At 56.6% G+C, this 15,042-nt stretch carries 16 protein-coding genes; 4 read left to right on the forward strand and 12 right to left on the reverse strand.

What is annotated here, in order from left to right; all coding sequences use genetic code 11:
* Nucleotides 1–70: 70 nt before the first annotated feature.
* The 3 genes from rnk to dcuC all read right to left on the reverse strand — a co-directional run bounded on the left by rnk (nucleotide 71) and on the right by dcuC (nucleotide 2,923).
* Entirely contained in the window at nucleotides 71–481 is a 411-nt protein-coding gene (rnk, locus tag VZP09_RS03345; protein ID WP_002894404.1) for a nucleoside diphosphate kinase regulator, read from the reverse strand.
* A gap of 178 nt (nucleotides 482–659) precedes the next feature.
* Nucleotides 660–1,457, reverse strand: coding sequence for a ribonuclease I (rna, locus tag VZP09_RS03350; protein ID WP_004176884.1), 798 nt, complete (start codon nucleotides 1,455–1,457; stop codon nucleotides 660–662).
* A 92-nt stretch (nucleotides 1,458–1,549) separates the two neighbouring features.
* The gene (gene dcuC / locus VZP09_RS03355; RefSeq protein ID WP_031592802.1) at nucleotides 1,550–2,923 is read right to left on the reverse strand and encodes an anaerobic C4-dicarboxylate transporter DcuC; all 1,374 of its coding nucleotides are present in this window, start codon (nucleotides 2,921–2,923) and stop codon (nucleotides 1,550–1,552) included.
* A gap of 338 nt (nucleotides 2,924–3,261) precedes the next feature.
* Here dcuC and pagP point away from each other — a divergent pair, with 338 nt between their 5' ends.
* Nucleotides 3,262–3,780 carry a lipid IV(A) palmitoyltransferase PagP gene (pagP, locus tag VZP09_RS03360; RefSeq protein ID WP_004183399.1) on the forward strand — a complete coding sequence of 173 codons (519 nt, stop codon included), beginning with the start codon at nucleotides 3,262–3,264 and terminating at the stop codon, nucleotides 3,778–3,780.
* A gap of 194 nt (nucleotides 3,781–3,974) precedes the next feature.
* The gene (gene cspE / locus VZP09_RS03365; protein ID WP_328794905.1) at nucleotides 3,975–4,184 is read left to right on the forward strand and encodes a transcription antiterminator/RNA stability regulator CspE; all 210 of its coding nucleotides are present in this window, start codon (nucleotides 3,975–3,977) and stop codon (nucleotides 4,182–4,184) included.
* 67 nt (nucleotides 4,185–4,251) lie between these two features.
* On the opposite strand, the gene crcB is transcribed toward cspE, so the two are convergent.
* Nucleotides 4,252–4,635 (reverse strand): fluoride efflux transporter CrcB, encoded by a 384-nt coding sequence (gene crcB / locus VZP09_RS03370; protein WP_002894459.1) that lies wholly within the window; start codon nucleotides 4,633–4,635, stop codon nucleotides 4,252–4,254.
* An 89-nt stretch (nucleotides 4,636–4,724) separates the two neighbouring features.
* Between crcB and VZP09_RS03375 the strand changes: the two genes are divergently transcribed.
* Both VZP09_RS03375 and tatE read left to right on the forward strand, forming a co-directional pair.
* Nucleotides 4,725–5,513, forward strand: a complete 789-nt coding sequence (locus VZP09_RS03375) for a deaminated glutathione amidase (RefSeq protein WP_004191334.1) — start codon at nucleotides 4,725–4,727, stop codon at nucleotides 5,511–5,513.
* 242 nt (nucleotides 5,514–5,755) lie between these two features.
* Nucleotides 5,756–5,962, forward strand: a complete 207-nt coding sequence (gene tatE, locus VZP09_RS03380; protein ID WP_002894464.1) for a twin-arginine translocase subunit TatE — start codon at nucleotides 5,756–5,758, stop codon at nucleotides 5,960–5,962.
* Between the two features lie 190 nt (nucleotides 5,963–6,152).
* Here the strand turns inward: tatE and lipA are convergent, their stop codons facing one another.
* From lipA to mrdA, 8 genes are all read right to left on the reverse strand, one after another.
* Nucleotides 6,153–7,118, reverse strand: a complete 966-nt coding sequence (gene lipA, locus VZP09_RS03385) for a lipoyl synthase (protein ID WP_002894467.1) — start codon at nucleotides 7,116–7,118, stop codon at nucleotides 6,153–6,155.
* A gap of 180 nt (nucleotides 7,119–7,298) precedes the next feature.
* A complete protein-coding gene (locus VZP09_RS03390) occupies nucleotides 7,299–8,258 on the reverse strand; it encodes a YbeF family transcriptional regulator (RefSeq protein ID WP_004220154.1) in 960 nt (319 codons plus the stop codon).
* 130 nt (nucleotides 8,259–8,388) lie between these two features.
* A complete protein-coding gene (lipB, locus tag VZP09_RS03395; protein ID WP_002894472.1) occupies nucleotides 8,389–9,033 on the reverse strand; it encodes a lipoyl(octanoyl) transferase LipB in 645 nt (214 codons plus the stop codon).
* 104 nt (nucleotides 9,034–9,137) lie between these two features.
* Entirely contained in the window at nucleotides 9,138–9,401 is a 264-nt protein-coding gene (gene ybeD, locus VZP09_RS03400) for a DUF493 family protein YbeD (protein WP_002894474.1), read from the reverse strand.
* 112 nt (nucleotides 9,402–9,513) lie between these two features.
* A complete protein-coding gene (gene dacA, locus VZP09_RS03405) occupies nucleotides 9,514–10,713 on the reverse strand; it encodes a D-alanyl-D-alanine carboxypeptidase DacA (RefSeq protein WP_002894539.1) in 1,200 nt (399 codons plus the stop codon).
* A gap of 138 nt (nucleotides 10,714–10,851) precedes the next feature.
* Nucleotides 10,852–12,000 (reverse strand): endolytic peptidoglycan transglycosylase RlpA, encoded by a 1,149-nt coding sequence (gene rlpA / locus VZP09_RS03410; RefSeq protein WP_004147579.1) that lies wholly within the window; start codon nucleotides 11,998–12,000, stop codon nucleotides 10,852–10,854.
* 11 nt (nucleotides 12,001–12,011) lie between these two features.
* Entirely contained in the window at nucleotides 12,012–13,124 is a 1,113-nt protein-coding gene (gene mrdB / locus VZP09_RS03415) for a peptidoglycan glycosyltransferase MrdB (RefSeq protein WP_002894613.1), read from the reverse strand.
* Complete coding sequence (gene mrdA, locus VZP09_RS03420) at nucleotides 13,124–15,025, reverse strand: peptidoglycan DD-transpeptidase MrdA (protein ID WP_002894617.1); 1,902 nt, start codon at nucleotides 15,023–15,025, stop codon at nucleotides 13,124–13,126. The genes mrdB and mrdA overlap by 1 nt, the downstream gene beginning before the upstream one ends.
* Nucleotides 15,026–15,042: the final 17 nt, after the last annotated feature.

Here is a 15,042-nt window from a genome sequence, read left to right on the forward strand (position 1 = left end):
GAANNAACAGCAGAAAGAGGATGTGCGGACATCCTCTGAATAAAGCGCGAAACGCCTCAGGCAGCNGGGATTAGCGGTGGAATTCGCCAGCGGCTTCCGGCTGGTACAATAGCTCCAGCACTTCCAGGTGCGTCGATGCGCCGCCCGGCAGCTCCCAGTGAATGGTGCTGCCGACTTTCAGGCCCAGCAGCGCGGCGCCCACCGGCGCGAGGACGGAGAGCTGGCTGGCGCTGTCGGTCACCTGTGACGGAAACACCAGCGTCCGCACGCGCTCTTCGCCGCTGGTTAAATCACGGAATTTTACCCTGCTATTCATGGTGACGACATCATGCGGCATCGCTTCCGGGGCCAGCATTTGCGCGCGGTCGAGTTCCTCATTCAGGGCATCGGCAACCGGTGAGTTGGCGAAAGCCGGCTGCTCCAGCAGCCTGTCGATACGTTCGGCATCCAGTTCATTAATGATGATTGCGGGTCTGGTCATTGCATACTCCATGTTATCCAGGAACCTGTCCGTAAAAGAAAACCCTCGCCGAAAGGGGCAAGGGTTAAGGTCCTACCATCATACTGAGAGTTGCCGGCAGTTTGAAGTGATGAAACGCACATTCAGCGTGCAACACCATCCGGCGGACGGTGTTTTCCAATCAGCATCCCGCTTTGCGCTAGTGACCAACCTTATCGAGGATAAACTGTGCGCCGCAGTTACCCGGGTGAGGCTGGGGCAGAAAAGCGGAAGTGGCCAGCGGGGCGTTGATGGTCGCGGCGTTGAGCGAGATTTGCATCTCCGTCAGATAGGCCGGATTACCGTTGCAGGTTAGCTTAAACGCCTTCACGCTCTGCGGACCCCAGGCGCGGGCCACGGCGGCGTCGAAGTCGGCGCGGCTGACCGTTTGGCCATAGTGCTTCGCGAGAAAATCCCCCACCGGGCTGCGCTTAATTTCACCGTTTAGTCGCACCATGGCGCCAAAGTAGCTGTCGGGATCGAAGCCGAAGCAGACGCCATGTTTGGCATATTCGTAGCGTTCCAGACAGGAGGTGCCGCCCGATCCCGGCATCACATTATTAAGTTTATTGGCCATCTCCAGCGACAGTCCGGTCTCCGCCGCCTGGCATTTGCGGTTCGCTTTTACCTCCGGCATGTTGGGCACCGGACGCGTGGCGCAGCCGTAGCGCATCCAGCGACGTTCATCCACTCCGCGCGCGGCAATGGACTTTGGCAGCCCGGGCCACAGGCCATGCACGGTCAGAAAGTCGGCTTTATTCGCGGTGTCCTGCTGCAGGCGACACTCTTCCGGTTCGTTGCGATTGCGGTCATACATGCTCTGACAGAATCCGGTTTGCCAGGAGAGGGCAAGGACGTAGCGGTCAAAATCAGCGTATCGCGTCGCGGTGAGCGGTTCAGCACCGGCCTGAGTGGCGGTAAGCACAAGGGCAATCGCGGCGAAATCCTTCCTGAACATTTTTATTCCTGATTATGGATGGCAAAAGATAACGGGGAGTTATTAAAGCATAAAAAAGGCGCCCGCTGGCGCCTTTTCGCGTGGTTAGACCATTAGTGGAGCGCGCTGCCGGGCACCAGGATTTCAGTAGCAACGATCACCACCAGCAGGCCAACGAGCACCGGCACTGAGGTGCGCTTGACCACTTCGAATGGGGAAATCTTCGCCATCCCGGCAACGGCGACCACCACCCCGGAGACGGGCGATATCGTGCGGCCGAGGTTAGAAGCCTGCAGCATCGGAATCGACAGGTAGGCCGGATTGATGCCGGAGGAGTGCGCCAGCTTGGGGATCATCTCAACGAAGGCGTAGAACGGGGCATTACCGGAACCGGTGGTCATCGCCGCCAGCATGGTCAGGATCACCAGCACCAGCATCAGAATAATGCTGGCCGAGCCGAAGGAGGTGGCGATTGAGATCAGACCGTTGATAAAGCCGATAGTGCTTAACCCCTGGGCAAAGACGCCGGCGGCAACCAACAGCATCACTACGCCGGCGAAGGCGTCGGCCATTCCACGGTAGGCGACTTCCAGCCCGCTAAAGACGTTTTTGGTGTTGAAACCGCGCAGGAACTCGAGGATCGCCGCCAGCAGCATGCAGCCAACGAGGATGGTGATAATGTGCAGCTCCGGCCCCCATTTACCGTCAAAGATCAGCACGCCGATGATCGGGGTAAACGGCAGAATGGCATACAGCGCCGGGGCGGTGGTGGTGATGTCGTTGACATCGAGCATCTCGTGAGAAATGTGCTCTTTTTTATCCAGATAGCGCTGCCAGAAAAAGTGGGCGATCGCCATGCAGATAATGGCCGCGATGGAGATCGGCAGCGTGGTTTTAAAAGCAAAGTCGATCAGCGGCATTTCAGCGGCTTTGGCCGCCAGGACGACGTCACCCGAGGTTGGCGAGAGGATAATCGCCGCCGGTGAGGCGCAGATGGCGGCGGCGGCCCCGCGGCTGATACCGACATTCACCATTACCGGGAACAGCGTCGCCATCAGTAGTACGCCAAGGCCGGTCGCGGAGGAGACGGCCAGCGACATCAGGCAGGCGACAAAATAGGCGGCAATCATCAGCAGATAGGGCGAATTAATATAGCGCAACGGCTTCGACGCTAATTTGACCACCATATCATTGGCGCCAATATGGGTCATATAGGTGGCGAAGCCGCACAGCATCATGATCATCATGCCCAGATCGCCGCCGCGGCTCATGAGTAGAATCTTAATGTATTCAATAATATCGGTAACGGAATAGCCGGTGCTCGCGGTATTACCCGGTAACACTTTATGTCCCAGCAGGGCGCTGACGATCAGTAAGATTAAGCCTCCGACGAACAGCACCCCGGTGGCCGAGTAGCCTTTAATGATATAGCGGGCTACGCCCACAATGACCACGATCCCTATCAGGATCTCAATAAACGTCAGCATTTATTACCCCTAAACCCAAAGAATATGTAGATAAAAAGCACCACACCAAATTTTAATGTGCGAATGTGCCGAAAAAACGGACAAAACTCGCTGATGCAAATCAATAAAGCGATAAGAACTACACGTCCCCCGTCACGCCTGGATATAATCACCAGATGGATAGTTAAGCCGTTCTGATGGACAGCGGGCGAAAATCAGGAGTTTGCCTTATTTCGTTCAACCTGCATTGAGATTATCTTTGCTATTTTAGGTGGTTTTTAAATCAAAGTGGTAATAGAAAAGTGTTGATGTTACGTCGTTTTTCATTGTTTTCTCTTGGTTTTTTAGGATGGTTATTGGTGTCCGGAAACGCCAGCGCGTCGTTTTCATCGACCCTTAGCGAAGGTTACCATACCTTAAGTAATAACGTAGCGCAGACCTGGAATGAGCCGGAGCACTATGATTTGTACGTTCCAGCCATCACCTGGCATGCGCGCTTTGCCTATGACAAGGAAAAAACCGATAAGTATAACGAACGTCCGTGGGGGGCAGGTTTCGGCGTCTCGCGCTGGGATGAGAAAGGGAACTGGCATGGCCTGTACCTGATGGCGTTTAAAGACTCTTTTAATAAGTGGGAGCCCATCGGCGGCTACGGCTGGGAGAAAACCTGGCGCCCGCTGACGGACCAGAATTTCCACCTCGGCCTTGGCTATACCCTCGGCGTCACGGCGCGCGATAACTGGAACTACATCCCGATCCCGGTGATCTTGCCATTGGCGTCAATAGGTTACGGTCCGGCAACTTTCCAGATGACCTATATTCCCGGCACCTACAATAACGGTAACGTTTACTTCGCCTGGGCGCGCTTCCAGTTTTAATTCGCTAAGTCTTAGCAATAAATGAGATAAGCGGAAGGTCTTGTGCAAAAACAAGGACTAAAGCGTTACCCACTAAAAAAGATAGCGACTTTTATCACTTTTTAGCAAAGTTGCACTGGACAAAAGGTACCACAATTGGTGTACTGATACCCGACACAGCATTAGTGTCGATTTTTCATATAAAGGTAATTTTGATGTCTAAGATTAAAGGTAACGTTAAGTGGTTTAATGAGTCCAAAGGATTNGGNTTNATTACNCCGGANNATGGNAGCAANGATGTNTTNGTNCACTTCTCTGCNATCCAGTCCAACGGTTTCAAAACTCTGGCTGAAGGTCAGCGCGTAGAGTTCGAAATCACTAACGGTGCCAAAGGCCCTTCTGCTGCAAACGTCATCGCTCTGTAAGCAACGCGTCAGTAGAATATAAAAACCCGCTAATAAGCGGGTTTTTTTTTGCCTGTCTCCTTCGCTTTTAGCGGCTGGCCGCCTGCGAGAAAAGCCAGAAGGCGACCGCCGTCATCGCAAACGAACCCAGCAAATTCACCGCGACGTTGAGCAGCGCCCAGCTTACCCGGCCCTGCTGCAGGAGAAACACCACTTCCGCAGAAAAGGTGGAGAACGTGGTCAGGCCGCCGCAGAAACCGGTGGTAATCAGCAGTTTCCACATCGGGTCAATACCGGTCAGACGATTAAACCACGCCAGCCCGGCGCCAATCACAAAGGCGCCTAACAGGTTGGCCGTTAGAGTCCCAATCGGGATAGCATGGTGCACAGGATTGAGCTTCATGCCGAGCCACCAGCGCAATACGCTGCCGGTGCCGCCGCCAATAAAAACGGCGCAAAGAAGTTGAAACACGGTCGTTTCCTGCTATTTGATGTAAGAGAGTGTCAAGTGTAGCGCGCATCGGGCGCGATTGGCTATCCATAACCTGACGGGAGAAGAACATGCGGGTAGCGGCAGGACAATTTGCCGTCACGCCAGTATGGCGGACGAATGCGCAAACCTGTGTGGCGATGATGCAGCAGGCGGAGCAAGAAGGGGCGGCGCTGCTGGTGCTGCCGGAGGCGTTGCTGGCGCGGGATGACAACGACCCGGATCTGTCAGTTAAATCGGCCCAGCCGCTGGATGGCGCATTTTTGCAGCCGCTGTTGGCCGAGAGCAGGCGTAACAGCCTGACCACGGTCCTGACGCTCCATGTGCCGTCAGGGGAGGGGAGAGCGACCAACACGTTGGTGGTATTGCGGGAAGGCGCAGTGATTGCCCATTATCATAAACTTCATCTATATGACGCCTTCGCGATGCAGGAGTCCCGGCGGGTGGATCCCGGTCAGCAGATCCCGCCGGTGATTGAGGTGGCGGGATTACGCGTTGGCCTGATGACCTGCTACGATCTTCGCTTTCCGGAACTGGCGCTTTCGTTGGCCCTGAATGGGGCACAGCTGCTGGTGCTGCCCGCTGCATGGGTGAAAGGGCCGCAGAAAGAGCATCACTGGGCGACGCTGCTGGCGGCACGCGCTCTCGATACTACCTGCTATATCGTGGCGGCAGGCGAATGCGGAACGCGCAATATCGGGCTGAGCCGCATCGTCGATCCGCTGGGGACCACTCTGGCGGGGGCCGGGAGCGAGCCGCAGCTGATCTTTGCCGATCTCTTAGCGGATGACCTTGCGCGCGTTCGCGAGCGTTTGCCAGTGCTGCGGAACCGACGATTTGCGCCACCGCAATTATTATGACGTTTTTTTAAACAAGGCTTGATTCACCTTGTTACAGATTGCTATTGTGTCCGCGCGTCAAATACCCGTATTGTTTATCCCAATAATTCGCTGTGCACGTCAGGATGGACATCTCAGCGCTCACTCCCGGAGGGGAGGCTATGGGCCGAAACACGCAGCCCACGCACAGGTGGATTACAATAGGACGGATAAATGCGTGTATGATGGCGTATTCGCAGCTTGTATAGAGAAGAAGGTTAGCTATGGGTGAGATTAGTATTACCAAACTGCTGGTAGTCGCAGCACTGATTATCTTAGTGTTTGGTACCAAGAAATTACGTACGCTGGGCGGCGACCTGGGGTCGGCTATCAAGGGCTTTAAAAAAGCCATGAACGAAGATGACGATAGCGCGAAGAAAACCACCGCAGAAGAAGAAGCGCCGGCGCAGAAGCTCTCTCATAAAGAGTAATTCTCCGGCTGCGTCCCCTGACGGGATGCTGGCGGTACGGCGAAGAGGCCGCGACGTTTATCGTTGCGGCCTTTGTCGTTTTTGTCGACGCCGCGGAGAAAAGATGCAACTAACTGTTACGGACAGGCGAAACGGATGAAGCGGAGAGTGCCGCTGCGCCGAACAGGCGCGCAGCGGCGGAAGCGGTGGGTTATTTAACTTCCATCCCTTTAGCCTGCAGGTCGGCATGATAGGAAGAGCGGACGAAGGGACCGCAGGCGGCGTGGGTGAAGCCCATCGCCATCGCTTCCGCTTTCATCTCTTCAAACTCTTCCGGGCTGACGTAGCGCTGCACCGGCAGGTGGTGACGGCTCGGCTGCAGATACTGGCCTAACGTCAGCATGGTGACGCCATGGCGACGCAGGTCGCGCATCACTTCGATGATCTCGTCGTTGGTTTCGCCCAGACCTACCATCAGGCCGGATTTCGTCGGGATCTCCGGGTGCGCTTCTTTAAAACGCTCCAGCAGCTTCAGCGACCAGTTGTAATCCGCGCCCGGACGTACCTGACGATAAAGACGGGGCACGTTTTCGAGGTTATGGTTGAAGACATCCGGCGGGGTCACCGTCAGAATATCAAGTGCGCGATCCATGCGGCCGCGGAAATCCGGAACCAGCGTTTCGATCTTAATCGACGGGTTTTTCTCGCGAATGGCGCTGATGCAGTCGGCAAAATGCTGTGCGCCGCCATCACGCAGGTCGTCACGGTCTACCGAGGTGACTACGACATAGCGCAGACCCATATCGGCGATAGTTTGCGCCAGCTTTTGTGGCTCGTTTGCATCTGGCGCGACCGGGCGTCCATGCGCGACGTCGCAGAACGGGCAACGGCGGGTACAGATCGCGCCGAGGATCATAAAGGTCGCGGTACCGTGGTTGAAGCATTCTGCAAGGTTCGGGCAGGAGGCCTCTTCGCACACAGAGTGCAGGCCGTTCTTACGCATCGCTGCTTTGATTCCCTGGATACGGGACGAGTCTGCCGGAAGTTTGATTTTCATCCATTCCGGTTTTCTGAGCAGAGCTTCACGCTCAGTTGCCACGTTTTTCACCGGGATAAGGGCCATTTTATCGGCGTCGCGGTACTTAACACCGCGTTCCATCACAATGGGTTTACTCATAGCGTGCGTGTTCCAGTTGCGAGTCACGAAGGAAAGCGAATTAATTCAATGAAATGTTGCAATTATCAACTATTTTTGAATTAAGAGCAGGCAGTATACCATTGAAAAGGGGCAGAAAGCAGCCTGCCTGCCCGGCAAATTGTAAAATAGTTGTTGTTTTATCCTTTTCCCTTCCGTGCGCTACGCCTTAAACGAGCGGATCACCGTCTCGATGATCTCTTTCAGCAATGGCTCTTTCCCGCTCAGCTTATTAAAGTGCAGCGCAACGTCAATCTGCTCTTCACCGAGGGAAGGGAAATCCAGGGTCTGCAGCGGCCAGAGACGGGACACCATGGCGAACAGGCGTTCGGTGGTCAGACCCAGCATATCGCTCCCGGCGATCATCGCCGCCTGGGTCATCAGGTTAAAGGTGCTAAAGCCGCAGCGGCGCTCGCCCATCTCTTCCTGTAGTCGGCGATGGAGGGTGGGGTAGCGCTGGCCTTCCGGCAGCAGCAGCGCAAATTCGTACTCCGCGAGGGTCGTTTCATCCTGCGGACCGTCCAGCGCGGGATGCCCTGCGCGGCAGTACATCTGTACCCGATCCTGATACAGCACATGATGGCTTATCGCCTGGCCGCTGTGCAGGTGGGTATCAATGAGCAGATCCACCTGGCGCTGGTCAAGCTGCCGCGCGGCGTCGACGATGGCGATATTGTGCAACAGGATCTGCGGAAAGGTCGGCTTCAGCGCGCTGGCCAGGCCAGGCATCAGCAGCGCTCCCATCGCTGGCGTAGTGGCGATAGTGATCACCCGCTGCTGGTGCGGGCTACCGGTGATATCCAGCGCGCTGAGGAAAGCTTCCATGCCGCGGCTGATGTATTGATGAAGATGGGTGGCATAGGCGGTGGGGGTGACGCCCTGTCCTTTGCGGATAAATAGCGGATCGGGGAACAACGCCCGCAGTTTGTTAATTGACTGGCTAATCGCCGAGGGTGTGATATTGAGTATCTTCGCGGCGTTGACGATACCTTTATGCACGTATACCGCTTCAAAGATCGTCAACAGATTGAGGTCAATATTACGCAGGATGCGAAACATTTGACGATCGTAACGTTCATCCTGTCTGTCAGGAGATTCTGACGGAGGCGTATTCTCTGGCACGCGATGAGTCCGGTTGGGAATGATAGGCCAAGTATAGCGGCCCACCGCGTTGCCGTGCGTGACAATTGATTGCAAAAATAACGTGTTACTCGTTTAGCGCCCCGCTGACAGCGGGACGTTGGCCTGCCGCTTAATCCCGGGGAAGATATTCGTGTGGTGGATGATTTAGCAGCGCCAGCAGATTGGCGACCAGTCGCGGAGCGACCGTCTCCGGGGAGGCTGCCGGCTGCCACTGGCGCATTTGCGTCATCTCCATACCGGCATAGCCGCAGGGGTTGATACGCAGAAACGGTGTGAGATCCATGGCGATATTAAGCGCCAGACCGTGGAAAGAACAACCTTTACGGATCCGCAATCCCAGGGAGCAGATTTTGCGTTCGCCGACATAGACGCCAGGGGCGTCGGCGCGGGGGTGCGACTCGATACTATATTCAGCCAGGGTATTGACGACCGTTTGCTCCAGTAGCGTCACCAGCTCCCGCACGCCCAGCTTACGGCGCTTGAGGTCCAACAGGACGTACATCACCTGCTGTCCCGGACCGTGATAGGTGACCTGGCCGCCGCGATCGCTCTGGATCACCGGAATATCGCCGGGCACCAGCACGTGTTCCGCTTTGCCGGCCTGACCCTGGGTGAATACGGGGTGATGTTCCACCAGCCAGATCTCGTCGAGGGTATCTTCATCACGGGCGTCGGTAAATTCATGCATCGCCTGCGAGACGGGTTCGTAAGGTTGCAGGCCAAGCTGCCGGATAAGAATTTTATTGTGCTGCAAAACAACATCTCCGCCGGGAAGAGAGAATTCAGGTTGGGGAGTATATCACAGCCGTGCAGAAGGGAATGAGAAGACCCGGCACGGCGGCCGGGTCAGGGAAAAGGTTACAGCACCATCCGAACGATATCGATATTGCCTAACTCTTCGTACAGCGTTTCCACTTGTTCAATGTGGGTGGCGTTGATGGTGATGGAGACCGAGTGGTAGTTACCTTTGCTGCTCGGTTTTACTGACGGCGAGTAATCACCAGGCGCATGGCGCTGTACCACTTCCACCACCTGATCAACCAGCTCCGGCAACGCCTGCCCCATTACTTTGTAAGTAAATGGCGTAGGGAATTCAAGCAGTTCGTTAAGTTTGGTTTTCATGTCAGCTCCGGTGTTACGACAAAATAATAACTCCCACCAAGGGCGGGAGTTATCAGGTTACTTGGATGAATAGTATATGGGGATGGAAATCACACTTTCAAGTGTTCGATTTTTAACCAAACCAGTGGTGGAACATTAATTTAATGTAATCAATAATTTTGCCGAAGAAATTACCTTCCGGAATTTCCTGCAGGACCACCAGCGGACGCTGGTCGATGGTTTTACCATCCAACTGGAAGTTAATGGTGCCGACAACCTGGTTTTTCTGCAGCGGGGCGTGCAGCTCAGTGTTATTCAGCACGTAGCTGGCTTTCAGATCTTTCATTCGGCCGCGCGGAATGGTTAGGTAGACGTCTTTATCCACCCCCAGCGAAGCGCGATCGCTGTCGCCGAACCAGGCCGGTTCGGAGGCAAACTCTTTGCCAGCTTTAATCGGGTTGACGGTTTCGAAGAAGCGGAAGCCCCAGGTAAGCAGTTTTTTGCTTTCCGACTCACGGCCTTTGAACGTCCGGCCGCCCATTACCGCGGAGATCAGGCGCATCTGGCCTTCGGTGGCGGAAGCGACGAGGTTGTAACCCGCTTTGTCGGTATGGCCGGTTTTGATGCCGTCGACGTTCAGGCTGTTATCCCACAGCAGGCCGTTACGGTTCAGCTGGCGGATGCCGTTGAAGGTGAACTCTTTCTCACGATAGATGGAGTACTCGTTCGGTACGTCGCGGATCAGCGCCTGGCCAATCAGCGCCATGTCGCGCGCGGAGCTGTACTGTCCGTCAGCATCAAGACCGTGAACGGTCTGGAAATGGGTGTTTTTCAGGCCCAGAGCGTTGACGTAGTTGTTCATCAGGCTGACGAAGGCGTCCTGGCTGCCGGCGACGTAGTCGGCCATCGCCACGCAGGCATCGTTACCGGACTGCAGGTTAATACCACGGATCAGCTGAGAAACCGGCACCTGCATGCCCGGCTTGAGGAACATCAGAGAAGAGCCTTTGAAAACCGGGTTGCCGGTGGCCCAGGCATCGTTGCCGACGGTGACCAGATCGGACTCTTTGAATTTGCCCGCTTTCATCGCCTGACCGATAACATAGCTGGTCATCATTTTGGTCAGACTGGCCGGGTCGCGGCGGGAGTCGGCATTGTTTTCAGCCAGTACCTTGCCAGAGTTGTAATCGATAAGGATCCAGGATTCGGCGTCAATCTGCGGGGCGCCTGGGATCATCGTTTTGATATTCAGGTCATCGGCGCGGGCAGCGGAGGAGAGCGCTGCAACGGAGAGCGCCGTAATGAGTAAACGAGCGGTGAAAGAGGTCTTCATGGTCAGAACAACGGCATCCGTGATGGAGTTAAAAAAGTGCCTTACTATAGCAAATGCTCTGCGGGCCAGCATCCGACATTGCGCATGAGTTTGTTAATGACTTTTACATGCGCGAGGTGAACGGGCGGCCCGCGGCGTTTAGTTGGCGCGAGTAATAAAGGACTGCAGCTGCGCTTCGCTTTGCAGGCGCTGCTGCACGGCGCTGGCCTGTGCTTTATCAGCAAAGGGACCCAGCTGAATACGCCAGACCGCGCCGTTTTGCATGACCCGGCCTGGCACAGAAAACTGCTGGCTCAGGCGCTGCTGATACTGCTGCGCCCGCGTCTGGTCGCTTACTGCGCCCACCTGGACAACAAAATTACCGCTGGCGCTGGAGGTCGCGGAGGACGAGGCCGCCACGGCGCCAGCGGCTGCGGCGGTGGCCGCAGCGGGCGCCACATTACCCTGAATGGAGCCAGGCGCGGTCACTGGCGCTGTTGGCGTGGCGCCGGCGGCAGGAGCCGTCGCGGCGGCTGCCGCTGGTTCGCTACTCTCCAGCACGCCGTTGTTCAGGGGCGTCGGCGCGCCGAGGAAACCGCCGCTGTTCACCGGCGCGCCCACGCTGTCTGCCGGCGTCAGCGTGCTGTTGCTGATCGGGCGAACGTCAGTGGGTGCGGGTTGGCTCATGCCAGCGGCGTCCCCACCGTCCAGATTCGGACGGGCGGGCAGGGCGTAAGTCTGTTTGGCGACGGTGGTACAGGCCATCCCCGGGCCGGAAAGCGAACCGTCAGGCGCGACGATGATGGGGTCGATGCGCACTTTGGTGTTGTTGGAGGTGTTCAGGCGGTCAGCGGATGCGCGGGAAAGCGAGATGACCCGATCGTTGCCATAGGGACCGCGATCGTTAATCCGCACGACGATCATCCGTCCGTTGGCAAGGTTAGTGATCCGCGCGTAGCTCGGGATCGGCAGCGTCGGGTGCGCTGCGGTCAACTGAGTCGGATCGAAGGCTTCGCCGCTGGCGGTCAGGTTGCTGTTGGGTTCTGCGTCATAGATCGCCGCGAAACCGGCCTGAGTAAAGTTGGCCGGATCCTGAACGATTTTGTAGCTTTTACCGTCGCGCTCATAATCCTGATTCGCCGTGGCGTTCGGCGTTTCATACTGCGGATCGGCGCCGCTGATCTCAACCGTCGGGCCATTACAGACGGCCGGCTGTGGAGTACTGACCGTTTTTTGTTGCACGTCATCACTCGAACATGCCGCCAGCAGCCCCGCTGCTATGCAGATCCCCAGCCATTGCTTACGCATTGCTAACCCCTTTAAACGCTTTTCGACAACATTTTTCTGTGGGTATGGATCGACATTACGATACCAAACCCGGCCATCAGTACGATCAGGGCGGAGCCCCCGTAGCTCACCAGCGGCAACGGTACGCCCACCACCGGTAAAATACCACTCACCATACCAATATTTACGAAGACATAAACGAATAAAATCAACATTAAACCACCGGCCATGACCCGGCCAAAGGTGGTTTGCGCCTGGGCGGCGATCCACAGTCCGCGCATAATCAGCAGAATATAAAGCGCTAGCAGGATCAGTACGCCAATCAGGCCCAGCTCTTCGGCGAGGACGGCGAAGATAAAGTCGGTGTGGCGTTCCGGCAGAAACTCCAGTTGCGACTGGGTGCCGTGCAGCCAGCCTTTGCCGCGCAGACCGCCGGAGCCAATGGCAATTTTAGACTGAATAATGTGATAGCCGGCGCCCAGCGGGTCGGTTTCCGGATCGAGGAGCATCATCACGCGCTGACGCTGATAGTCGTGCATCAGGAAGAACCACAGGATCGGAATAAAGGCGGCGACCAGCACCACGGCGATACCAATCAGGCGCCAGCTGAGGCCGGATAGGAACAGCACAAACAGCCCGGATAGGGCGATCAGGATCGAGGTCCCGAGGTCAGGCTGCGCCGCCACCAGCAGCGTCGGCAGGAAGATTAGCACCAGGGCAATGCCGGTGTTCTTCAGCGACGGTGGACAGACATCGCGGTTAATAAACCGCGCCACCATCAGCGGCACGGCTATTTTGGCGATCTCCGACGGCTGAAAGCGCACAATACCGAGATCCAGCCAGCGCTGCGCCCCTTTGGAGATGGCGCCGAAGGCGTCAACGGCTACCAGCAGGATGATACAGAAAATATAGAGGTAGGGCGCCCAGCCTTCATAGACCCGCGGCGGGATCTGCGCCATGACGATCATGATCACCACGCCCATGGCGATCTGGCCGATTTTACGCTCCATCATGCCGACATCCTGACCGCTGGCGCTCCAGATAACCAGCGCGCTGTAGGTCAGCAGCGCCAGCAGGATAAGCAGCATGGTGGGGTCAAGATGGATTTTATCCCATAGCGATTTTTTGTTCGGATTATCCGTCATTATTGATCCTCCCCTGCGGTTACCGCCGGGTTTTCGCTTGGCAGCGTAGTGTTGTTATCGCCCAGCATGATGTGATCGAGGATCTGGCGCATAATGGTACCGACCGCCGGGCCGGCGCCGCCGTTTTCCAGAATCATCGCCACGGCAACCTGTGGGTTGTTATAAGGCGCAAACGCCGTCATCAGTTTATGGTCGCGCAAGCGCTCGGAGATCCGGTGCGCGTTATAGGTTTCGTTGGCCTTCAGGCCGAACACCTGAGCGGTACCTGACTTGGCCGCGATTTTATACGGCGCGCTGGCGAAGTATTTGTGCGCGGTGCCGTTGCCGCGGTTGGCCACGCCGTACATGCCGTCTTTGGCGATTTCCCAATAGCCGGAATGGATATCGCCTACCGGCGGCTCATGGGGCTGGACCCAGGGTACGGGCTTGCCGTCTTCCACGGTGCTCTGCAGCAGATGAGGCACCTTCACCACGCCGTCGTTAATCAGGATCATCAGCGCTTTGTTCATCTGGATCGGCGTGGCGGTCCAGTAACCCTGGCCGATGCCCACCGGAATGGTGTCCCCCTGGTACCAGGGTTTCTTAAAGCGCTTGAGCTTCCATTCGCGGGTCGGCATGTTGCCAGAGCGCTCCTCGGAGAGGTCGATACCGGTGTAGTGGCCGTAGCCAAACTTGCTCATCCACTCTGAGAGACGGTCGATGCCCATGTCATAGGCGACCTGGTAGAAATAGGTATCTGCAGACTCCTCGAGCGCTTTGGTGACGTTCAGATGGCCGTGGCCCCACTTTTTCCAGTCACGATAGCGTTTCTCTGAGCCGGGCAACTGCCACCAGCCGGGGTCGAAGAGGCTGGTGTTGCGAGTGATCACCCCGGCGCTCAGCGCCGAGACGGCGACGTACGGTTTGACCGTCGACGCCGGCGGATAGACCCCCTGCGTCGCTCGGTTGACCAGCGGTGTGTTCGGGTCGTTGAGCAGCGCGGAGTAATCTTTGCTGGAGATGCCGTCGACGAACAGGTTCGGGTCATAGCTCGGGGTTGAAACCAGCGCCAGAATAGCGCCGGTACGCGGGTCGGTCACCACCACGGCGGCGCGGCTGCCGGCCAGCAGCGTTTCAATATACTGCTGCAGCTTGAGGTCGAGGGTGAGGTAGATGTCGCGTCCGGCCTGCGGAGGCACCTCTTTCAGCTGACGAATGACGCGGCCGCGGTTGTTCACTTCAACCTCTTCGTAGCCGGTCTGACCGTGCAGAACGTCCTCGTAATAACGCTCTATACCCAGCTTCCCAATGTCGTGCGTCGAGGCGTAGTTGGCCAGCTTGCCCTCTTTATCCAGGCGGTCGACGTCTTTATCGTTAATTTTTGAGACATAGCCAATGACGTGAGTCAGCGCCGAATTATAGGGGTAATAACGACGCTTGTAGCCTTTGACTTCCACGCCGGGAAAGCGGTACTGGTTGACGGCAAAGCGGGCCACCTGCACTTCGCTGAGGTTGACCTTTACCGGAATCGAGGTAAAACGATGGGAGCGGGCGCGCTCCTTTTTGAAACCGGCGATGTCATCGTCGGTTAAATCGACGACGTCGCGTAGCGCATCCAGCGTCTGCTGTACGTTATCGACTTTCTCCGGCATCATCTCCAGCTGGTAAATGGTGCGGTTAAGCGCCAGCGGGGTGCCGTTGCGATCGTAAATAATGCCGCGGCTCGGCGGGATCGGCACCAGCTTGATGCGGTTTTCGTTCGAGCGCGTCTGATAGTCGTCGAAGCGAACGATTTGCACATTGTACAGGTTGGCGATCAGAACGCCGGTAAGCAGCAAAATCCCCAAAAAAGCGACCAGCGCCCGGCGCACGAACAGCGAGGATTCAGCCGTATAGTCGCGGAAAGAATTCTGTAATTTCATTCGCTGCTTAGTCTACC

Source organism: Klebsiella sp. EMBS2024 (assembly GCF_036233805.1).
GTDB classification, from domain to species: Bacteria; Pseudomonadota; Gammaproteobacteria; order Enterobacterales; family Enterobacteriaceae; genus Klebsiella; species Klebsiella pneumoniae.

What these genes read in the sequence shown, in the direction of transcription:
- mrdB (WP_002894613.1), bottom strand. Translation starts at nt 13,124, where the DNA reads ATGACGGATAATCCGAACAAAAAATCGCTATGGGATAAAATCCATCTT.
- dcuC (WP_031592802.1), bottom strand. Translation starts at nt 2,923, where the DNA reads ATGCTGACGTTTATTGAGATCCTGATAGGGATCGTGGTCATTGTGGGC.
- VZP09_RS03375 (WP_004191334.1), top strand. Translation starts at nt 4,725, where the DNA reads ATGCGGGTAGCGGCAGGACAATTTGCCGTCACGCCAGTATGGCGGACG.
- lipA (WP_002894467.1), bottom strand. Translation starts at nt 7,118, where the DNA reads ATGAGTAAACCCATTGTGATGGAACGCGGTGTTAAGTACCGCGACGCC.
- rnk (WP_002894404.1), bottom strand. Translation starts at nt 481, where the DNA reads ATGACCAGACCCGCAATCATCATTAATGAACTGGATGCCGAACGTATC.
- mrdA (WP_002894617.1), bottom strand. Translation starts at nt 15,025, where the DNA reads ATGAAATTACAGAATTCTTTCCGCGACTATACGGCTGAATCCTCGCTG.
- ybeD (WP_002894474.1), bottom strand. Translation starts at nt 9,401, where the DNA reads ATGAAAACCAAACTTAACGAACTGCTTGAATTCCCTACGCCATTTACT.
- rna (WP_004176884.1), bottom strand. Translation starts at nt 1,457, where the DNA reads ATGTTCAGGAAGGATTTCGCCGCGATTGCCCTTGTGCTTACCGCCACT.
- tatE (WP_002894464.1), top strand. Translation starts at nt 5,756, where the DNA reads ATGGGTGAGATTAGTATTACCAAACTGCTGGTAGTCGCAGCACTGATT.
- rlpA (WP_004147579.1), bottom strand. Translation starts at nt 12,000, where the DNA reads ATGCGTAAGCAATGGCTGGGGATCTGCATAGCAGCGGGGCTGCTGGCG.
- dacA (WP_002894539.1), bottom strand. Translation starts at nt 10,713, where the DNA reads ATGAAGACCTCTTTCACCGCTCGTTTACTCATTACGGCGCTCTCCGTT.